Source organism: Streptomyces syringium, assembly GCF_017876625.1.
GTDB lineage: Bacteria > Actinomycetota > Actinomycetes > Streptomycetales > Streptomycetaceae > Streptomyces > Streptomyces syringius.
Map to the genome: position 1 here is coordinate 6,924,355 of NZ_JAGIOH010000001.1, position 23,560 is coordinate 6,947,914.

Below are 23,560 nucleotides of genomic sequence, written 5' to 3' on the forward strand. Positions count from 1 at the left end.
CTGGTCGGCGCAGCCGGCCCGGCAGCCGGTGCGGGTGCTGCACGTCTTCCGCCCGACGGGCGGGGCCGAGGACGCGCGGGTGTACGCCCTCGACGGGTTCGCGCGCTCCCTCGCCCACGAGCACCCCGAGTTCCGCGTCGCGGTGATCGAGCCGGGGGCGGTCCCCCTCGCCGATGTCGTCGCCGCCGAAGCACACGGCCCGCACGAATTCCGGGTCCGTCACACGGCCGAGGGCCGCCAGGCCCTCCGGTGGGAGAGCGTCGAGCCCGCCGCCGCCCCGCTCACGCCGCGCGGCACCGTGCTGGTCACCGGCGGCGCCGGCGCCATCGGCCGCCACCTCGTCGCCCACCTGGGAGGCAGCGCCCGCTACGTCCTGACGGGGCGTTCGGCGACGGCCGACCTCACGGACCTGCGCGCCGCCGGCCTCGACGTGCACTACCTGTGCGCGGACCTGGGCGCCCCCGGCGCCGCGGCGGACCTCGTCGAGCGGGTCCACGCGTCGTTCGGACCGGTCCACGGCGTGCTGCACCTCGCCGGGACCACCCGCGACGCGCTGCTGATCCGCAAGACCGACGAGGACAGCGCGGCCGTGCTGGCACCCAAGGTGCGTGGCACCCTCGACCTCGACCGGGCCACCGCGAACGATCCGCTCGACTTCTTCGTCTCCTTCTCCTCCATGTCCGGCGCCGCCGGCAGCCCCGGACAGACCGACTACGCCTACGCCAACCGCTTCCTCGACGCGTTCACCGCGTGGCGGCGCGGCAGCGACCGGCCCGGCCGCAGCCTCTCCGTGCTCTGGTCGCTGTGGGCCGACGGCGGGATACGCGTCGACGCCGACGACGCCACCGCCGCCCGGATGGCCCGTCAGGTCGGACTGGTGGCGATGCCGACCGGCGCGGCACTGGCCGCCTTCGACCGGGCGCTGGGCCACGACGGCGACCACGTCCTCGTCGCGCACGGCAACCTCGCGCGGCTGCGGGAGGTGCTCGACGCGACGGCACCGGAGCCGGCCGCGCCGCAGGCCCCGTCCGGGCAGTCCGTGCTGTCCGGGCAGCCCGGGACGGCCGGCGCGGAACCGTCGGCCGCGGCCGAGGACTTCCTGCGCGAGGTGCTCGCCGAGGTGTTCGAGTTCCCGCCGGAGGAGATCGAGGCCGACACGGCCTTCGAGCAGTACGGCATCGACTCCCTGCTGATCATGGACCTGACCCGGCGGCTGGAGGAGCACTTCGGGTCGCTGCCGAAGACGCTGTTCTTCGAGTACCAGAACCTGCGCGCGCTCGCGGACTGGTTCACCGAGCACCACGGCGCCCGGATCCTGGAACTGACGCCCGCACCCGCGGTCGAGGCTCCCGCCCCCGCCCCCGCCGCTTCGGCCCCCGCGCCGGTGACGCCGACCGCCGTCACCCCCGCAGCCCACCAGGGCGGTGCCACCGCCTCCGCCCAGGGGCCCGTGCCCATCGCCATCGTGGGCGTCGCCGCGCGGTTCGCCGAATCGGACACGCTGGAGGCGTTCTGGGCCAACCTGAAGGCGGGCCGGGACCTCGTCACCGAGATCCCGGCGGACCGCTGGGACTGGCGCGACTACGACCAGGCCACCCCCGCCGACCGGGCCGCCCGGTACAGCCGATGGGGAAGCTTCCTGCGCGGCATCGACAAGTTCGACCCGCTCTTCTTCGGTGTGTCACCCCGCGAGGCGGAGATCATCGACCCGCAGGAGCGGCTGTTCCTGCAGACGGCCTGGCACGCCATGGAGAACGCCGGGCGGACCCGCGCCGATCTGCGCTCCCACCGCGTCGGCGTCTACGTGGGCGCCATGTACGGGCTGTACCAGCTGCACGAGGCCGAGGACGGCCGGATCGGCGCCTCGTCGCACGCGTCGATCGCCAACCGCGTCTCGTACACCCTCGGCCTCACCGGCCCCAGCCTGGGCGTGGACACGATGTGTTCGTCCTCGCTGACCGCGATCCACCTGGCCGTGCGCGACCTGTGGGCCGGTGACACCGACATGGCCGTCGCCGGCGGCGTCAATCTGCACGCCCACCCGTACAAGTACCGCTTCCTGGGCCAGGGCCAGTTCACCTCCAGCGACGGCCGGTGCCGCAGCTTCGGCGCGGACGGCGACGGCTATGTACCCGGCGAGGGCGTCGGCGCGGTGCTGCTGCGGCCGCTGGCGGACGCCGTCCGCGACGGCGACCACATCCACGGCGTCATCCTCGGCTCCAGCGTCAACCACGGCGGCCGGACCAACGGCTTCACCGTGCCCAACCCCGTCGCCCAGGGCGACCTCGTCGCGCAGGCGCTGGCGCAGGCCGGCGTCGACCCGGCGTCGCTCGGTTATCTGGAGGCGCACGGCACCGGCACCGCCCTCGGCGATCCGGTGGAGATCCGGGGTCTCGCCCGGGCGCTGGGCACGGCCGTCCCGTCGTCGGGCACCCTGCCGATCGGCTCGGTCAAGTCCAACGTCGGTCACCTGGAGTCCGCCTCCGGCATGGCCGGGCTGTGCAAGGTGCTGTTGCAGATGCAGCACGGCGAGCTCGTGCCGTCGCTGCACGCGGACCCGCTGAACCCGAACATCGACTTCGACTCCACCCCCCTGCGCGTGCAGCGCGACCTGGCCCCCTGGCCCCGGATCGCGGGCACCCCCCGCCGGGCGGGCATCAGCTCCTTCGGCGCCGGCGGCGCCAACGCCCACCTCGTCGTGGAGGAATACCAGGACCACCACGAGGATGCCGCCGTGCTGACGGCGGACGGCGACGAGCGCGGCCCGTGGCTGTTCCCCCTCTCCGCCAAGACGCCCGAGCGCCTGCCGGTGCTCGCCGCCGAGCTGGCGGACGCCCTCGAGAACGGCCCGCAGCGCCGCCTCGCGGACGTGGCCTTCACGCTCCAGCGGGGGCGTGAGGAGTGGGCGGACCGGATGGTCGTCTCGGCCTCCACCGTCACCGAGCTGGTGGCCAGGCTGCGGGGAAGCGACCCGCAGGGCGTCTGGACCGGCAGCGCGCGCGGCCGCAAGACGTCCCGCACCGCGGCGCCCGTCGGCACCGCCCCGGCGGACATCGCCGCCGCCTGGGCCGCCGGTGCGACGGTCGACTGGCCGCAGACCCGAGGACGGCGCGTGCCGCTGCCGGGCTACCCGTTCGAGGAGCTGCGCTGCTGGCTCACCGACACGATCTGGTCGCCGCCCGCGCAGCCGGCTCCGGGCCCGGACCGGGCCGCGCCCCGCCCGGTGCACCCGCTGCTGGACGAGGTCGACCCGGTCGACAGCCTCGACGGCCTGACCTACCGGACGGCCTTCGGCCCCGAGCACCCCTACATCGACGGACACCGCGTCGGCGCCATGCGTCTGCTGCCCGCCGCGGCCGTCCTGGAAATGGCCCGCGCGGCGGCCGAGGCGGCCGGCGCGGGGCAGCGGCTCAAGCTCGCCAACGTCCGCTGGCTGCGGCCCTTCGTCGTGGCCGGCACCGAGCGTTCGGCCAGGACGCGACTGCGCCGCGGTGACAGCGGCCTGGTGTTCGACCTGCGCGACGGCGACGGCGAACTGCTCGCCGAGGGCCGGATCGACGCCCTGCCCGCGCCGGCCCCGGAGACCGTCGCGATCGACGCCGTCCGGGCCCGGCTGAACCGTCGTCACGAGGGCACCGACCTCTACGCGGACCTCGCGGCGGCGGGCCTGGTCTACGGACCCGCCCTGCGGACCGTCGAGTGGATCGCCGCGGGCGACGGGGAAGCCCTGGTGCGGCTGCGGGTCCCCGCCGAGGCCGCCCGCTTCGCCGGCTCCGCCCTCCACCCCTCGGTGGTCGACGGCGCGCTGCACGCGTTCGCGGTGCTGCGCGACCGGAGCGCCGGTCCCGCCATGGTGCCCTTCGCCCTCACCGCCGCCGAGGTCCTCTCCCCGGTGACGGACCTCGGCTACGCACACGTGCGGACCGTCGGCACCGACCGCTACGAACTGACCCTGACCGACGACGCCGGACGCGTCTGCGCGCGGCTGCGCGACCTGTCCCTGCGCCCCGCCCCCGGCGCGGCGACCCCCGAGACCCCCCAGGCCCTCCAGGCCCCCCACGCCATGGCCGCGGTGTCGGCGGACGACCTGATGTACGTTCCGCGCTGGTCCGCGCTGCCCGCGCGGGAAACGGCGCCGACGGGCGGCACCACCTGGCTCGTCCGCGGCCCGGAGTTCGCGGAGCTCGCGGCCGCCCTGACGGCCCGTCTGGGCGGCACCGTCGTCGAGCTGGAGCCCGACCGGCTCGCCACCGCGACCGGCCGGCCCGACCACGTCGTCCTGCTCGGCCCCGGCGCCGGAGCACGGACCGGCGCCACCGACGCCACCGACGACATCGCCGCCCTCGAAGCCACGCAGGAGCGGGGCGTCCTCGCCCTGTTCCGGCTCGCGAAGGTCCTGCAGCGGCTCGGCTCCTCGGTCCGGCTCACCGTCGTCACCGAGGACGCGCTCGGCACGGCCGGCGAGCCGGTCGGCAACCCGTACGCGGCGAGCCTGCACGGCCTCGCCCTGTCGCTGGCCCAGGAACACCCGCGCTGGCGGGTGGCCGTCGTCGACCGCTCGTCCGCCGACCGGCCCTCCGCGGACGTGCTCGACGTCCCCGCCGGCGGCCCGTACGCACTGCGCGGCGACGTGCTCCACCACCGCCGTCTGATCCCGGTCACGGCCACGCCCCCGCAGGAGCGGATCCGCCGCGACGGCACCTACCTGATCCTCGGCGGCGCCGGCGGCATCGGCCTCGAACTGACCGAGTGGCTCGTGCGCACCTACCGGGCGAAGGTCGTGCTGCTCGGCCGCAGCGAGCTGGACACCGCCCGCCGCGACCGGCTGCGCGCCATCGACCCGGACGGAACCCTGGTCTCCTACCGCCGGGCCGACGCGACGGACCCCGCGGCGCTGCGCGACGCGGTCGCCTGGACGCGTGCCACCCACGGCGCGCTGCACGGTGTCTTCCACGCCACGATCGTCCTGCGGGACCAGACCGTCGCCACGATGACCGAGGAGACCTTCCGCTCGGTCCTGGAGGCCAAGACCCGCACCTCGGTCGCCCTGCACGCCGCGCTCACCGGCTCGGCCGACCTGGACTTCGTGCTGTTCTTCTCCTCGGCGGTGGCCCTCTCCGGCAGCGCCGGGCAGGGCAACTACGCGGCCGGCTCCACCTTCGAGGACGCCTTCGCCCACCACCTCGACGGGGTGCTGGCCGCCAAGGCCGCCGTGATCAACTGGGGCTACTGGGGGACCGTCGGCATCGTCGCCGACGAGCGCCACCGCGCCCGGCTCGCGGCCACCGGCATCCACTCGATCACCCCGGAGGAGGGGATGGCCGCCGTGCACTCCGTGCTGGGCCGTCCGGACCGCCAGGTCATCGTGGTCAAGGCCGACGCCACCGCCCTCGCCGCCGTCGGCGTGGAACCCGCCCCGGCGGACCGCGCGCACACAGAAACGAACACAGCAATGAACACCGAGGCACCGGCGGACGACCCGTCACTGGTGCCGTCGCTGACGGCACTTCCCCCCGTCGCCCGGCTGCTCACCGAGGCCGACGACGCCCGCCTGACCGAGGTCATGTGCGGCTGGCTGTGGACGCTCTTCCGGCAGGAGGGCGTGTTCCTCACCCAGGGCGAGCGGTGGACCTCCGCCACCCTCGCGGAGCGCCTGCGCGTCCTCCCCGGGCAGGGCAGGCTCTTCGCCGAGCTCCTGCGGCAGCTGACCGAGTCGGGCTACCTGCACGACGACGGCGGGCACCTCACCCCCGCCGGCCGCCCGGCCCCCGCGGACCCCGAGGGCGAGCTGGTCGCCCTCTGCGAACAGAAGCCGGCGCTCAACCGCTTCGACCGGCTGCTGCTCCCATGCATGCGGAACCTGTTCGCGGTGATGCGCGGCAGCGTCCGCGCCACCGACGTGATGTTCCCCGGCGGCTCGACCGCGCTCGTGGAGGGCGCCTACCGGGGCAGCCCGGTCGTCGACCGCGCCAACGAACTCGTCGTCGGCGCGGTCACCGACAGCCTGTCCCGCCACCACGGTCCCGTCACCGTCGTCGAGATCGGGGCGGGCACCGGTGGCACCACCGCGAGCGTGCTTCCGGCGCTGACGGCCTCGGGCGCGGACGTGACCTACGTCTACACCGACATCTCCCGCGCCTTCCTGCAGCACGGAAAGCAGCGGTTCGCCGAGACGTACCCCTACGTCCGGTTCCAGCAGCTCGACATCTCGGGCGACCCGGTGGCCCAGGGCTTCGAGCCCGGCAGCGCCGACCTGGTCGTGGCGGCCAACGTCCTGCACGCCACCTCCGACCTGCTCGGCACCCTGCGCGCGGTGGCCTGGCTGCTCAAGCCCGGCGGACGGCTGGTGCTCAACGAGGCCAGCAGCAACGTCCTCACCGCCACCCTCACCTTCGGCCTGCTCGACGGCTGGTGGCTGCACGAGGACGCCGAACTGCGCCTGCCCGGCTCCCCGCTGCTCTCCGCGCCCGGCTGGCGCAAGGCCCTCGCGCTCGCCGGCTTCGCCCGCAGCCGTGCCCTCCCGGCCGACGAGGGACTGAGCCAGCACGTGGTGGTCGCGGAGACGGCGACCGGTGCCGCACCGGCGGCCCTTCCCACGGCGGCCGTGGCATCCCCCCGGGCGACCGAACCGGCTGTGCCGACTGTGCCGTCCGGGCCGTCGTCCGTGCCGTCCGGCGGGGACGCCGACGCGCTGGTCGAGGCAGCCCGGGAGTACGTGAAGGACGCCTTCGTGGAGATCCTCCAGGTCCCGCGCAACCGGCTCTGGCTGGACGAGACCTACGAGAACTTCGGCGTCGACTCGCTGACCGTGGCCCGCATCGTGGACCTGCTCTCCGAGCGCATGGGCGAGCTGCCCGCGACCCTGCTGTTCGAGTACCCGACGGTCCGTGAGGTCGCCGACTACCTGGTCGAGCGGCACGCCGACAAGGTGCGCGCCCTGCTCCCCGAGGCGCCCGCCGCGGCCGAACCCGCCGCACCCGGGTCCGCCGTGGCCGCGTACCCGGCCGTGCACGCCTCCGATCGCCCGGCGGAGCCCGCCGCGGCAGCGGACCGGCGCATCGCGGTCATCGGCGTCGCCGGCCGCTACCCCCTGGCCGACGACCCCGACGCGTTCTGGGCGAACCTGCGCGCCGGCCGTGACTGCGTGCGCGAGGTGCCGGCCGACCGCTGGGACCACAGCGCGCTGACCGAGGCGGACGGACAGAAGATCAGCCGCTGGGGCGGCTTCCTCGACGGCATCGACGAGTTCGACCCCCGCTTCTTCCAGATGTCGCTGCGCGAGGCCGAGCTGACCGACCCGCAGGAGCGGCTCTTCCTGCAGACCTCCTGGCACGCGCTGGAGGACGCGGGCTACACCCGGGCGCGCCTGCGCGGCAGCCGCGTCGGCGTGTACACGGGCGTCATGTACGGGCACTACCAGCTCTTCGAGGACGAGCGGGGCCTCGCGGGAGGCATGGGATACGCCTCCATCGCCAACCGGGTCTCGTACTTCTTCGACTTCCACGGGCCGAGCATGGCGATCGACACCATGTGCTCGTCGTCGCTCACCGCCATCCACCTCGCCTGTGAGGCCCTGGCGGCCGGACAGGCGGACTACGCGCTCGCCGGCGGCGTCAACCTCGCCCCGCACCCGCGCAAGTACCGCCAGCTCGCGGCCGGCGGCTTCACCGGGGAGAGCGGGCGGTGCCGCAGCTTCGCGGCCGACGGCGACGGGATGGTGCCCGGCGAAGGCGTCGGCGCCGTCCTGCTCAAGCCGCTGGCGGCGGCGGAGCGCGACGGCGACCGGATCCTCGGCGTGATCCTCGCCGGTGCCGTCAACCACGGCGGCAAGACCGGCGGATACGCCGTACCCAGCCCGGCCGCCCAGGGCGAGGTCATCGCTTCGGCGCTGCACGGCGCCGGCGTCGACCCGGCGAGCGTCTCGTACGTGGAGGCGCACGGCACCGGTACCGCGCTGGGCGACCCGGCCGAGGTGGCCGGGCTGATCCGGGCCTTCGGCGACCTGCCGGCCGGATCGGTCGCCCTCGGCTCGGTGAAGTCCTCCGTCGGCCACCTGGAGTCGGCCGCGGGCGTCGCCGCCCTCACCAAGGTCCTGCTGCAGATGAAGGCCCGCGAACTGGCGCCCTCGCTGCACGCGGAGGCCCTCAACCCGGCCGTCGACTGGAACTCCGTACCGTTCCGCGTACAGCGCGAGCTCACGCCGTGGAAGGGCGCCGAGCCGCTGCGCGCGGGCATCAGCGCCTTCGGCGCCGGCGGCTCCAACGCCCACCTCGTGGTCGAGGAGTACCGGGCGGACACCCCGGCGGACACCCCGGCGGGACCGGCCGTCTTCCCCTTCTCCGCCCGCGACGCGGAGGCACTGCGCCGCGTCGTCGAACGGATGCTGGACTGGCTGCGGACCGCCGGCCCCGGCGCCGACCCGAAGGACATCGCCACCGCGGTCGGCGTGCCCGTCACGGCCGTCGACGAACCGCTCGACGAGCTGGGGCTGGACCCGGCCACCATGGTGCGCCTCATCGGCCTCGGCGACTTCGTCCGGCCGGGCACCGTGCACGGCGGCACGACCCTGCGCGAGCTGGCCGGCCGGGCCGGCGGCGGCGCCGGAGTCGACCTCGGCCGGCTGGCGTACACGCTGCAGACCGGCCGGGAGCCCATGGCCCACCGGTTCGCCGTCGTGGCACGGTCGGCGGGGGAGCTCACCGAAGCACTCGAAGCCTTCCTCGCCGGCCGGCCGTGCGGCCACACCGCCGTGGTGACCGCGGAACCCGGCACGGCCACCGTGCCCTCCCCGGCCGATCCCGACGGCGTGGCCCGCCGCTGGGCCGCGGGTGAGGTCTTCGACTGGGCGGCCGCCCACCAGGGCCCGGTGCGCCCGCTGTCCCTGCCCGGGTACCCGTTCGCACGGACCCGCTGCTGGATCGACGCCGTCGCCCCGACTGCCCCGGTCGGCCCGGCCGTCCCCGTCGCAGCCGGTGCTCCGGCCGCCCGCCCGGCCGGCTCGCTGGACACCCTGCTGCGCCTGCTGGGCGCGGTCAGCGGCTACCCGGTGACCGACCTCGACCCCGCCGGCTCCTTCCACGAGCACGGCCTGGACTCGCTGAGCCTCATCCGCTTCGCCGACGACGTCGCGAACGCCTTCGGCGTGCCCGTCGGGCCCGACCAGCTCCTCGCCACCCCCACCCCGAAGACGCTGGCCGAGTGGCTGGACCGTGAACACCCGGACGCCGTGGCCGGTGCGGCCCCGGCCGGGCCCGAGCCCGCCCCGGCTCTCCCCGCGGCGGCCGACCGGGCCGCCGACGACCCGGTCGTGATCGTCGGCATGGCGGGCACCCTGCCCGGCGCCCGGGACCTGGACGAGTTCTGGGCCGGTCTCCAGCGGGGCGGCGACCTGTTCACCGAGGTCCCCGCCGACCGTTGGGACAGCCAAGCGCACTACGGGGACCCGGCGCGGCACCCCGACCGGACCCGGATCACCCGGGGCGGCTTCATGCCGGACGTCGACCGCTTCGACCCGCTGTTCTTCGGCATCTCGCCCCGCGAGGCCCGCTGGATGGACCCCCGCCAGCGGCTGCTGCTGCGCACCGTGTGGACGGCGCTGGAGGACGCGGGCATCGACCCGGCCGACCTCGCCGGCACCGACACCGGACTGTTCGTCGGCGTCGGCGCGTCGGAGTACGCCGAGCTGGTGCAGCGCTCCGGCACGGCCACCGACGCGTACTCCTCGACCGGTCTGACCCCCTCCATGCTGGCCAACCGCGTCTCCTACCACCTCGACCTGCGCGGCCCCAGCGAACCCGTGGACACGGCCTGCTCCAGCTCGCTGGTGGCCCTGCACCGCGCGGCGGAGGCCCTGCGGCTCGGACACTGCGACACGGTCATCGCGGGCGGCGTCAGCCTCATGCTGTCGCCCGTGACCTTCGCCTCCCTCGAACGGGCGGGCATGCTCAGCCCGGACGGCGTGGGCCGGGCCTTCGACAAGGACGCCGCGGGCTACGTGCGCGGCGAGGGCGTCGGCGCCGTCGTGCTCAAGCGGCTCAGCCGCGCCCGTGCCGACGGCAACCCGATCCTCGCCGTCCTGCGCGGCACCGCCGTCAACCACGGCGGGCGTTCCAACTCGCTGACGGCCCCCAACCCGCGCGCCCAGGCCGAGGTCATCGTGCGCGCCCACCGCGAGGCGGGCACCGACCCGGCGACCATCGGCTACATCGAGACGCACGGCACCGGGACGGTCATCGGCGACCCCGCCGAGACCAACGGCCTGCGTCAGGCGTTCGCCGAGCTCTACCGCGAGTGGGGCCACCCGGCGCTGGCCGCGCCGCACTGCGCGCTGGGCGCGCTGAAGAACACCATCGGCCACCTCGAGCCGGCGGCGGGCATCGCCGCGGTGCTGCGCGTGCTGCTGTCGATGCGGCACGGGCGGATCACCGGCGACCCGCACGGCCCGGAGCTCAACCCCCATCTGGCGCTGGAGGGCACCGCGTTCGAGGTCGCGGCGGCCGGCCGCGACTGGGCGCCCGTGGCGCCCGGCGTGCCGCGCCGCGCCGGGGTCAGCTCGTTCGGCTACGGCGGGGTCAACGCCCACGTCGTGCTGGAGGAGTACCCGGCCGACGAGCCCGCGCCGGCCGACGGCCCGGCCGTGTTCGCGCTCTCCGCCCGCGACCCGGAGCGGCTGCGCGCCTTCGCGCACTCGTTCGTCGACGCCCCGGACAGCTGGGCGCAGGACCTCGCCGGCACCGCCCACACCCTCCAGACCGGCCGCGCCGAGCACGCCGAACGCCTGGCGTTCGTCGCGGAATCCGGTGAGCACGCGGTGGCCACCCTCCGGCGCTTCCTCGCCGGGGACTCCTCCGGTATCCACCTCGGCCACGTCGACCGGCACGCCGACAGGTCACCGTTCGACGGCCGCGGTGCCGACGAGACGGCCGCCGCCTGGGTGCGGGGCAGGACGATCGACTGGTCCGCCCGGTGGACACCGGCGCCGCGCCGGCGTTCCCTGCCGGCGTACCCCTTCGCCGCCGAGCGGCACTGGTTCACCGACGGCGGCCCTGCGGGAGCCGTCGAGCCCGCGCCTGTGCCCCCCGCCGGTGACACGGCTGACACGGAGCCCGTCAGCCTCTTCACGGCCGCGTGGACGGCCGAACCCGTGCCGCCCGCCGTGCCCTTCACGGGCCGGGTGCTCGTGTTCGGCGACCTGCCGGTGCCCGGCGCCGTCCATGTGCGGGCCGGCTCCGCGTACACGGACGACGGCTCCACCGTCACGATCCGTCCCGGCGAGGCCGAGGACTACGCCCGGCTGCTCACCACGCCGGCGGACCGGATCGTGCACCAGTGGCCGCTGCTCGCACCGGACCGCGAGGACCTCGGCATCGAGTCGGTCTACCTGCTCGTCCAGGCCATGACGACCTCCCGCGCCGCGAACCGGATCCAGGTCATCGTGCCCGAGGGCGCCATGGCGGAGGCGTGGGGCGGGTTCGACACCTCGCTGCGCGCCGCCCTGCCCGGCACGGCCTTCGGCGTCGTGCGCGTCACCGGCCGGGTCGACCAGGCCGCCCTGCTCGCCGAGGTGGCGGCGGAACGCCTCTCCTCGGCCGCGGTCCGTCTCTCGGCCACCGGCCGCACCGTCCGCGCCCTCTCCGAGGTCGCCGCGCTGCCCGCCGTCGCCTCGCCGCTGCGCCCGGACGGCGTGCACCTGGTGACCGGCGGCACCGGCGGGCTCGGACTGCTGCTCGCCCGCACGCTGCTGGCGCGCGGTGCCCGAGTGGCCCTCACCGGCCGGTCGCCCGCCGCGGACCGCGCCCGGGAGCTGGCCGAGCTGCGCGCACTCGGTGACGTCGCCTACTTCCAGGCATCCGTGACCGACCCCGCCGCCATGGCGGAGGTCGTGACGGCCGTCAAGGACCGGTGGGGCGCGCTGCACGGCGTCTTCCACCTGGCCGCGACCGCCTCGCGCACACCGCTGCCCGGCAAGGACGTCGCCGAGTTCCGCAACCACCTGCGGGCCCGCTTCGAAGGCACCCGCGTGCTCGACGAGGTGACCCGCGACGAGCCGCTGGACGTGTTCGTCCTGTACTCGTCCCTGGCCGGCCAGCTCGGCGACTACGGTCTCGTCGACTACGCCGTCGGCGCCCGCTTCCTCGACGGATTCGCCGAGGAGCGCGAGACGCTGCGCTCGGCGGGCCGCCGCAGCGGCCGCGCGGTCTCGATCGACTGGCCCATGTGGCGCGCCGGTGGCATGCACGTGGACCCCGAGGACGAGCGCGGCTACCTCGCCGCCACCGGCTTCCGTTACCTGGAGGCCGACGAGGGCGAGCGGATGCTCGACCTCGTGCTGCGTCTGGGACACCCCCAGGTCGCCGTCCTGCCGGGAGAGCCGGGGCGGATGCGCGAGCAGATCGACGCGATGCGGATCCGGCAGAACGCGCCCCAGGCCCGTCCGGCCGCCCCGTCGCCGTCGGCCGTCCAGCCGTCGCCGGCCGTCCAGCCGGCCGCGGCGTCCGCCGGTGAACTGGCCGGCCGGCTGCGGACGATGGTCGCCGAACTCCTCGGCCTGGCGCCGACGGCGCTCGACCCCGAGGCCGGCTTCGGTGAGTACGGCCTGGACTCCTTCGGACTCCAGTCCCTCTCCGTGGCCCTGGAGGAGACCTACGGCGTGACGGTGCCGACGACGACGCTCTTCGGCGCCAACACGATCGACAAGCTCGCCCGTCACCTCCTGGCCGAGCACCCCGCCCTGCTGGAGCGGGACGCGGCACCGGCCGCCGCCGCACTGCTCCCGGTCACCCGGACGGAAGCGGTGACCACCCCGGCACCCGTCACCCCGGTGCCCTCATCTGCGGATGACGCCATCGCCATCATCGGCATGGCCGGGCGGTTCCCCGACTCGCCGGACGTGGAGTCCTTCTGGCGGAACCTCGCCGACGGACGGGACCTCATCACCGAGACCCCCGCCGACCGGTGGGACTGGCAGGAGGTGTCCCGGCGCTTCGGCGGCACCGCCCGGTGGGGCGGCTTCCTGAGCGACGTCGACCGCTTCGACGCGCGGTTCTTCAAGATCTCGCCCGCCGAGGCCGAGGTCATGGACCCGCAGCACCGGCTGTTCCTCGAGCAGACGTGGGCGGCGCTGGAGGACGCCGGATGCCGGCCGGACCGGCTCGCCGGCCGCCGGGTCTGCGTGTTCGCGGGCGTGCAGTTCAACGACTACGAGTCGATGGTCCTGCGCGGCGAACAGGTCAACCCCCACGCCGGCACCGGACTGGCGCGGACCATCCTGGCCAACCGCATCTCCTACCTGCTGGACCTCAGGGGCCCGAGCGAGAGCATCGACACCGCCTGCTCCAGCTCCCTGGTGGCACTGCACCGCGCCGTCCGCGCCCTGCGCAGCGGCGAGAGCGAGCTGGCCATCGCCGGCGGCGTGAGCCTCGTGCTGTCGCCGCAGACCGTCGTCGCCGGCAACCAGCTCGGCGTCCTCTCCCCGGACGGCCGCTGCAAGGCGCTCGACGCCCGGGCCGACGGATACGTCAAGGGCGAAGGCGTCGGCGTGCTCGTGCTCAAGCCGCTGTCCCGCGCCCTCGCCGACGGCGACCGGGTGCACGCCGTGATCCGCGGCAGCGCCGTCAACCACGGCGGGCACGCGTCCTCGCTGACCGCGCCGAACCCGCTCGCGCAGGCCGACCTGCTGGTCGACGCCTACCGGGACGCGGGCGTGCCGGTGGAGACGGTCTCCTACACCGAACTGCACGGCACCGGCACCGCGCTCGGCGACCCCGTCGAGATCGACGGCCTCGTCCGGGCCCACCGGTCCCTGGCCGAGGGACCGGCGACCGGGTGCGGCATCGGGACCGTCAAGAGCAACATCGGTCACCTGGAACCCGCCGCGGGCGTCGCGGGCGTGATCAAGGTGGTGCAGGCCATGCGCCACCGGACACTGCCGCCGACGCTGCACCTCCAGACGCTCAACCCGCTGATCGACCTCACCGGCACCCCGTTCCGGCCCGTACGGGAGACGACCCCCTGGGCGCCCACGGACGACAGCGGCGCACCCCTGCCGCTGCGCGCCGGCGTCAGCTCCTTCGGCTTCGGCGGCGTCAACGCGCACGTCGTCCTCGAGGAGGCCCCCGCCACGACGCCGCAGGCCCCGGCGGAGGGCGAGGCGCGTGAGGTGTTCGTGCTCTCGGCCCGCGACGAGGACGCGCTGCGCCGCTACGCCGCGGCGACGGTCGCGTTCCTCGACGGCGAAACACCATCGCTGTCCTCGCTCGCGTACACCTCCCAGACCGGGCGGATCCCCATGGCCGCGCGGCTCGCGGTGGTCGCCGGCTCGACCGGTGAACTGCGCGCGCGGCTGGCCGCCTTCCTCGACGGCGACCGTGCCGGCGGTGGTGGTGCGGACGGCGGCCACGCGTGGCTGTCCGAGCCGGAGGGCGCGAGCTACCTGGCGCGCCTGGTCCGTGAGGGAAACCTCGACCGGCTCGCGGAACTCTGGCAGGCAGGCGCCGACTTCGACTGGAACGCCCTGCGTTCCGACCGGCCCCCGCTGACGTCCATGCCCACCTACCCCTTCGCACGCGAACGGCACTGGCTCACCGCCGGCCCCGCCGCGGGCGGACAGCAGGCCCCGCAGGACTCGGCGACGACCTCCCTGCTGCTGGTGAAGGACTGGGAGCCCGCGCCGCTGCCGCAGGCCGAGTTGCCGGACGGCGTCATGGTGCTCGTCAGCGCCGAGACCGAACCCGTCGCCGTGGCGGCGTTCGGCCCCGCGGCCACCGTGGTCCGGCTCGACCACGACAGTGACGAGGCCGCCGTCGCCCGGATCGCGGAGTCGGCCCGTCGGATGGCCGCCGTCGTCGACCTGGTGGACGTGTCGGCCACGCCGGTCGCGGCACCGGAGGCCGACTGGTCCCGGATCGCGCTGCTGCGCGAGCTGGTCACCGCGAACCGCACCCGCGGCTTCGCCTACCTGCACCTGACCCACGGCCTCACGACGTTCCGGGCCGAGCAGCCGACGCTGCGCGGCGCGGCCTTCGCCGGCCTCGTCAGGATGCTCACGGCGGAGTACCGCGGCGTGTTCGCCCGCACCCTCGACCTCGACACCCTGGAGCCGGCCGCGGTGCGGGCGGCGGTCGCCGCCGAACTCGCCGCGACCGACCCGGTCACCGAGGTCTGCGTGCGGGCGGGGGAGCGGCACCGGCCGCTGCTGCGCCCGGCCGACCCGGTCACGCCGTCCGCCGACTGGTCGGCGGACCTGGCCGGCCGTACGGTCGTCATCACCGGCGGCACCGGCGCCCTGGGCCGCCTGGTCGCGGCCCGGCTCATCGAACGGGGAGCCGACCGGCTCGTCCTGCTCGGCCGCTCGCCGCTGCCCGCCCGGGACGAGTGGCCCGCGCTCCTCGCGGACCCCGGCACCGACCCGGCCCTCGCGGCCCGGCTGCGCGACCTCGCGGCGCTCGACCGCCCGGGCGTGCGGGTGGCCGTCGAGACCGCCCCGCTGGAGAGGATCTCCGAAGTCCTGGACCGCGCACGGCGCGAGCTGGGCCCGATCGCCGGCATCGTGCACTGCGCCGGGCTCGGTGTGATGCGCGACCCGGCCTTCATCGGCAAGCGGACCGAGGACATCCAGCGGGTCCTCGAACCGAAGACGGCAGGCCTCCAGGCCGTCCTGGACGGGTGCGCGGACGACCCCCTGCAGTTCATCGTGCTGTACTCCTCCGTCGCCGGCCAGGTGCCCGCGCTGGCGGTCGGCATGAGCGACTACGCGCTGGCCAACTCCGTGCTGGACCGGGTCGCCGAGTACCGGGCCGCCACCGGCGGACCCGTCGTCAGGTCGCTGCAGTGGCCGAGCTGGCGCTCGGCCGGCATGCCCGAGGTCGACACCCCGGCCTACCGGGACCTCGGACTGCGGACCCTGGACCCGGAGACGGGACTGGCCCTGCTGGACCGGGCGATGACCGGGAGCCACCCCGTGGTCCTGCCGTGCGTCGTGGACGCCGGGCGCTTCGACGCCGGCGCCCTGCTCGCGGTCCCCGCGCCCGGCCGTCCGGCCGACGCGCCGGCCGCCGCCGCCCCCGGGGCGGCGCCCGGCGCCGCCCCGGCCGGGGACGGCCTCGTCCGGCGGGTGACCGAGGTGATCGCCTCGACGCTGCGGCTGGACCCCGCGCAGGTCGGACCGGACGAGGACTTCGCCGACCTGGGCGTGGACTCGATCATGGTCGCCCAGATCCTCGCGGCGCTGGAGCGGGAGCTCGGCGTCGTCGCGGAGCCGTCGGCCGTCCTCGAGAACCCGACCGTGACGCTCCTCGCGAAGGCGCTGCGGGACCAGGTGCCGGAAGCCGCACCGTCGGCACCCACCCCGGCCCCTGACCCGGTCTCCGTGCCGTCCGCGCCCGTGGCAGCTGCGGAATCCACCGGACGGGCCGCCGCCGGCACCACGTCAAAGACGGCGGAGTCGGGGGCGGCAGCGGCCGGACCGAAGGACGGCATCGCCGTCATCGGCATCGCCGCGCACTTCCCCGGCGCGCCCGACCACCGGGCGTTCTGGCGGAACCTGGTGTCCGGGACGGACTCGGTGACCGAGGTGCCGCCGTCCCGCTGGGACCCGGACCGCTTCTGGCGGCCCGACCCGCAGCCCGGCACCACCGTCAGCAAGTGGGGCGGCTTCCTCGACGGCATCGAGGACTTCGACCCGGACCACTTCCGGCTCGACCCGGCCGGCGCCCCGTTCGTCGACCCCCTGGTGCGCCAGGTCCTCGAAACCGGCGCGGAGTGCCTGGCCGACGCCGGGCTCACCCCCGAGGAGGTCGCGGGCCGGCGCGTGGGCGTCTTCGCGGGCGCCCGGGCGGCGAACTTCGGTGCCCATCACGGCACCGCGGGCCCGCACTCGATCAGCGGGATGGCGCAGAACTTCATTGCCGCGCAGCTGTCCCACTACCTCGACCTGCGCGGACCGGCCGTCGTCGTCGACACGGCCTGCTCCAGCGCGCTCGTCGCGGTGCACCTGGCCACGCACAGCCTGCGGACCGGAGAGTCGGACCTGGCGTTCGCCGCCGGCGTCGACATCCTCCTCGACGAGGTGCCGTTCGTCGGCATGAGCGGGGCGGGCGCGCTGTCGCCGACCGGCCGCTGCCACACCTTCGACGAGCGGGCCGACGGCATCGTCCTCGGCGAGGGCGCCGGCATGCTGATGCTCAAGCGCCTGTCCGACGCGGTGCGCGACGGCGACCGGGTCTACGCGGTCATCGAGGGCAGCGCCGTCAACAACGACGGCCGCACCATGGGCATCACGACGCCGAAGCCGAGCGCGCAGCGGCAGGTGATCGAGGCCGCCTGGGCGGACGCCGGCATCACCCCGGCGCAGATCGGCTACGTGGAAGCACACGGCACCGGCACCATGATCGGTGACCCGATGGAGCTGAAGGCGCTCACGGAGGCGTTCCGCGGCTCCACCGACGAGATCGGGTTCTGCGGCGTCGGCAGTGTGAAGACCAACATCGGGCACACCCTCAGCGCGGCCGGCATGGCCGGACTGATCAAGGTCGTGCTGTCGGTCCACCACGCGCAGCTGCCGCCCACCCTGCACTGCTCGACCCTCAACCGGCGCTTCCGGTTCGAGGAGTCACCGTTGTTCCCCGTGCGGGAGGCGCGGCCGTTCACCGGCCGCGACGGAACGCGCCGGGGCGCCGTCAGCTCCTTCGGGTTCGGCGGCACCAACGCGCACATGGTGGTGCGCCAGGCACCCGGCGACCACGTGCCGTCCCGCGTTCCGCTGGAGGCGCCCCGCTACCGGCGGCGGCGGTTCTGGTTCGACGCACCGGCGCCCGCGCCGACGTCCGTACCCGCGCCGACGTCCCCCGACGCCGGACCTCCCGTGGTGACGGACCCGCCCGAGCCGTTCTTCGAGCTCGAGTTCTCGACTGTGCCGGAAGGAAAGAAATGAAAGCGTTGGATGGCCTGACCTGCACCGTGGTGGTGCGCGGGACCGACCCGGTGCTGCGCGACCACCGGGTGCACGGCACGCGCATCCTGCCCGGCGTGTCGTTCCTCGACATGATCTACCGGATCCTGCGCGCGCAAGGTGTGGACACCGCCCGGGTGGAGTTGCGCCGTGTGCTGTTCCGCAACCCGGTGGCCGCCGGGCCGGAGTTCGACACCGAGCTGCGGGTGAACTTCACCGCGGACGGCGACGGCTACCGGGTGTCCGTCACGGGCACCCGGCGCCCGTCGGGCGAGACCGAGCCGGTGCTGGACTGCCGACTGCTGCTGGACGTGCCCTTCCCCGCGGAGTCCGTCGACCTGCCCGCCCTGCGCGGACGGACGCCGCACACCGCGGACATGGCGGACCTGTACGCGCTCGTGCGGCGGACCGGCATCGAGCACGGGGACTTCATGCGGGCCCGCGGCACCCTGCACGTCGGTGACGGGGAACTGCTGGCTGACCTGTCGCTCGGCCCGCAGGCCGCGGCGTACGCCGAGTACTTCCATCTGCACCCGGCCGCGCTGGACTCCTCGACGCTGCTGCCCACGCAGTTCGCCCAGTCCGGGGTCGGCGCGGCCGCGCGACCGTACATCCCGATGCTCATCGAGTCCTTCCGGGCCCGGCAGCCGATCGGGGCCCGCACCCTGGTGCACGCCACCCCGCCCCGGCCGACCGGCCCGGACGGCGACCTGACCACCTGTGACTTCCGGTTCCTCGACACGGACGGCGGCGTCCTGCTGTGGTTCCGGGGGCTCACCTCGAAGCGGGTACGGGACGAGGACGCCATCACCCGGCTGGAGGCGGCGCCGCGCCCGCGGCAGTCGGCCGAGACGGTGGTGCGTGCGCTGCTCACCGAGCGCCTCGAAACAGCGGACTTCGACGAGGAGGCCGGGTTCTACGAGCTGGGCCTCGACTCCACGGGACTGCTCGGCATCGCCGCCGACCTGGAACGGGCGTACGGCACCGACTTCTCGCCCACCCTGCTCTTCGAGCACAACACCTTCGCGTCCCTGGTCGAACACCTCGGGGAATACCGGCTGCCCGACGACGCGCAGACCGTGACCCCGGCCCCGTCCGCCGCGGCCGTGGCCCCCGCCCCGGCCCCGGCGGAAAGCGAGGCGCGGGAGGAACTGCCCACCGAGGTCGTCTGGTTCGAGCCCCACTGGCGGGCCGCACCGCTGCCGCCGGCACCCGCGCCGGCCTCCGTGCTGACCGTCGACGCGTCGACCCCGCGCGACTGGCCGGCCCTGCTCGCGGCGACGGACGCCGCGGACGTCCTCTGGACCCCGGCCGACCCGCAGGACCTGGAGAAGGAGGCGGTCGACCTGACCGCCTTCGCGGCAGCCCTGCTGCGCGCCCGCCGCAGCCCGGTCCGGATCGCCTGCCACCTTCCGGCCGGCGCGCCGGCCGCGGCGGTCGCGGGCCTGTTCCGCACCCTCCGCATGGAACAGCCCGGCGTCAGCGCCACCGTGGTGTGCTCGCCGCACGCCGCCGACGCCCTGGCGGAACTCGCGGCGGGCGCACCCGACGTGGACGTCCGGTACGAGGCGGGGGAGCGCCGGGTGCGCGACATCCGGCCGACGCCCGCCCCGGACACCCCGACGCGCCTGCGCGAGCGGGGCGTCTACCTGATCACGGGCGGGCTCGGCGGGGTGGGCCTCGCCCTGGCCCGGCACCTGGCGCGGACCGTAAGGGCCCGGCTGGTGCTCTGCGGGCGCACGGCCGCCCCGTCGTCGGTGACCGCCGAACTGACCGCCCTCGGGGCCGAGGTCACCGTCGTCGCGACGGACGTCACCCGCCCCGAGGACGTACGCCGCGCGGTCGACCACGCGCTGTCCACGTACGGCGCGCTGCACGGCGTGGTGCACGCCGCCGGTGTGCTGCGCGACGGGCTGATCGCGGGCAAGAGCGCCGAGGACGTCCGCGCGGTGCTGGCGCCCAAGGTCGCCGGGGCCCGCCACCTGTACGAGGCCACCCGGCACCTCGGGATGGACTTCCTCGTCCTCTGCTCGTCCACGGCCGCCGCCTGGGGCAACCGGGGCCAGGCCGACTACGCCTGCGCCAACGCCTTCCTCGACGGCTTCGCGGAGGGCAAGCCGGGTGTCGTGTCGGTCGGGTGGCCCGGGTGGGCGGACGGCGGCATGCCGCTCGACGACGCCGCCCTGCGCACGATGGGCCTGAAGGCCATGGACACCCCGACGGCGATGGACATCCTGCTGCGCGCCGCGGGCAGCGGCCGGCCGCACCTGGTCGCCCTCGTGGGCTCGGCGGACACGATCACGAGCCGGTTCGCCCCGGCGGCCGCCGAACCCGTCGCGGCCACCGAACCCGTCCCCGCTGCTGTTGTTCCCGCTCCGTCGCCGACCACCGCCGCCGCCCCGGCGGCCGATGCCTCCGGCGACGACGACGCGATCGCCATCGTGGGGCTCAGCGGGCGCTACCCCCAGGCCCGCAGCGTCGACGAGTTCTGGGCGAACCTGCGTGCCGGCCGCGACTGCATCACCGAGGTGCCCGCCGACCGCTGGGACCACGACGCGATCCACACCGACGCCAAGGGTGTCCCCGGCCGTTCCTACGGCCGGTGGGGCGGATTCGTCGACGGCGTCGACGAGTTCGACGCCGCGTTCTTCCACATCTCGCCCAACGAGGCCGCGGTGCTGGACCCCCAGGAGCGGCTGTTCCTCCAGGAGGCGTGGCACGCCTTCGAGGAGGCGGGGCACGCGCCCTCCGCCTGGCGCGGGCGCGCCGTCGGGGTGTTCGCGGGCGTGATGTACAACCAGTACCAGCTGTACGGCGTCCGCGAGGAACCCGGCTTCGTCCCCTCCTCGTTCGCCGCGTCCATAGCCAACCGTGTCTCCTTCTTCCTCGACCTGAAGGGACCGAGCATCGCGCTGGACACCATGTGCTCGTCGTCGCTGACGGCGCTGCACCTCGCCGTCGAGGCGATCCGGCGCGGGGAGTGCGAGGCGGCGCTGGCGGGAGGCGTCAACCTGCACGTCCACCCCAACAAGTACCTGCTGCTCAGCCAGTCGTCCTTCCTCTCCACCGACGGCCGCTGCCGGGCCTTCGGCGAGGGCGGGGACGGCTACGTGCCCGGGGAGGGCGTCGGCGTGGTGCTGCTGCGACCGCTGCGCGACGCGCTGCGCGACGGCGACCACGTGCACGCCGTCATCCGCGGCACGGTGCTCAACCACGGCGGCCACACCGGTGGCTTCTCCGTGCCCAACCCGGCCTCGCAGGCCGCGCTCGTGGAGAACTCGCTGGCGGGGGCGGGCGTCGACCCGGCCGACCTCGGCTACCTCGAGGCGCACGGCACCGGCACCAGCCTGGGCGACCCGATCGAGATCGCGGCCCTGGAGCGGGCCTTCGACGGTGCCGGGGCCGGCCGCGGGCCGTGGCCCATCGGCTCCGTCAAGTCGAACATCGGTCACCTGGAGTCGGCGGCGGGCATCGCCGCCCTCACCAAGGTCGTGCTGCAGATGCGCCACCGGGAACTGGTGCCGTCCCTGCACGCCGAGACCCTCAACCCCGGTGTCGACTGGGCCGCCTCGCGGTTCCGCGTGCAGCGCGCCACCGAACCCTGGACGGCGCCCGACGGCGCGCCGCGCACCGCGGCGATCAGCTCCTTCGGTGCCGGCGGCGCCAACGCGCACGTGGTGCTGACCGAGCACCCCGCCTCCGACGCCGTCCCGGAGGCGGCACGGCCCCGGCTGTTCGTGCTCTCGGCCAAGGACGCCACCCGGCTGGACGAGACGGTCACGGCCCTGCTCGCCCACCTGGAGCGGGCCGCCGGCGCGGATGCCCCCGCCGGTGTTCCCGCCGCCCTGGAGGAGATCCTCACCGAGGTCGTGGGCTTCCCGGCCGACCCCCGCGAACCGCTGGCCGAACTCGGCCTGGACTACCCGCGGCTGGCCGAGCTCGCCCACCGTGTCGAGGAGGTCTTCGGCGTCCGGCTGCCCGTCGACGGGGGCACCACCCCGGCCGGACTGGCGGCCGGGCTCGCCGCGGCGGCCCCGCCCGTGGACCCGGCGGCCCTCGCCTTCACGCTCTGGGCCGGACGCGACCACCTCGACGAGCGGCTCGCCGTCGTCGCCACCACCACCGCCGAGTTCGCCGAGGCCCTGCGCACCGGGACGGGCTGCCACCGCGGCCGGCGGCGGCGCTCCGCCGCCCCGGTCACCGGGGACGACCTGGAGACCCTGGCACGGGCCTGGGTCGAGGGAGCGGACATCACCGTCCCCTCTCCCGGCCGCCCGCGCCGGCTCTCGCTGCCCGGCTACCCGTTCGCCCGCGAACGGCACTGGATCGAGACCGCCCCGGCGCCCCGGACCAGCCTGCCCGCGCCGGTCGAGCGGACCGCGCCGGTCGAGCCCGCAGCGCCCGCCGCACTGGCCGACCTGGTCGAGCTGCCCGACCGGCACGTCTTCAGCACCCGGATCTCCACGGCCGACCGGCCCTGGCTGGCCGACCACACCGTGGACGGCACCGTGCTCGTCCCCGGGACGTACTTCGTCGACCTGGCCCTGCACGCCGGAGCACGACTCGGCTGCCCCCGGATCGCCGAGCTCGTGACCCACACAACGCTGCCGTCGGGCGACGCGGACGTACGCCTCGTCGTCGGCCCGCCCTCGGCGGACGGGCGGCGGGACTTCGAGCTGCACGCCCGCCCCGCGGACGCCGACTGGGCCGCCCATGTGACGGGCACCCTCGCCCCCGCCCCCGACGAGGCCCCGAGCACCCCGCCCCTCCCGGAGGACGCCGAGGAGGTGGACGTCACCCGGCTCTACGACACCCTGTCCGGATACGGGCCCGCCTTCCAGGGCCTGCGCCGCGCCTGGCGCACCGCCGACGCGGTCTACGCCGACGTGGTCGTACCCGACGGGGACGCCGGGCCGCACGGTCTGCACCCGGTGCTGCTCGACGCCGCCCTGCACACCGTGGCACTCGCCTCGAAGCTCGACGGCGACCGCCCCTACCTGCCCTTCGCCTGGTCCGGGGTGCGCCTCCACACCGTCGGCGCGACCGCCGCCCGGGTACGGGTCGTCCACCTCCGCGACGACGTGGTCGAGGTCCGGCTCACGGACCGCGCCGGCGCTCCCGTGGCGTCCGTCGACTCGGTCGTCCTGCGCCGGGCCGGCACCCCCGCCGACCCGCTCCACCACATCGAGTGGGTGCCCGTCGACACCCCGGAGGCGGACCCGCACGCCCGCTACGCGGTGCTCGGCCCGGACCCGGACGGGATCGGCGCCGCGCTGGGCGCGTCCGGGGCCGAGGTGCTCCGGGCGCCGGAGCCGTCCGCGCTGCCGGACGTGCCGCCGGTCGTCGTCCTGCCCGTCGTCTCCGCCGGACCGACGGCCGCCGCCGCCCGCGCGCTCACCACCCGGGTGCTCGGCCTGCTCCAGGAGTGGCTGGCCGACGAGCGGTACGCGGCCGCCCGGCTGGTCCTGCTCACCACCGCCCCCGACCCGGCCACCGCCGCGGCGTGGGGCCTGGTGCGCTCCGCCCAGTCCGAACACCCCGGACGCTTCACCCTCGTCGAGGCGGACGGCCTTTCCGCGCTGCCCCGCGCGCTGGGCTCCGACGAACCCGGGC

The 23,560-nt window shown here is 75.4% G+C and carries 2 protein-coding genes (both running past the window's edge); both read left to right on the forward strand.

The genetic code is table 11. The features are described from left to right. On the forward strand, nt 1-17,929 hold the 3' portion of the coding sequence (locus JO379_RS30230) for an L-histidine N(alpha)-methyltransferase (protein ID WP_209517915.1). Its footprint begins 1,436 nt before the window's first position; 17,929 of the gene's 19,365 nt are visible here — the last part of the coding sequence; the start codon falls outside the window, past its left edge; the stop codon is at nt 17,927-17,929. Beyond that, a protein-coding gene (locus tag JO379_RS30235) for an SDR family NAD(P)-dependent oxidoreductase (RefSeq protein WP_209517917.1) crosses the window boundary here: on the forward strand, nt 17,926-23,560 show its 5' portion. It continues 1,337 nt past the right edge of the window; only the first 5,635 of its 6,972 coding nucleotides appear in the window; it begins with the start codon at nt 17,926-17,928; the stop codon falls past the right edge of the window. Before JO379_RS30230 ends, JO379_RS30235 begins: the two co-directional genes overlap by 4 nt.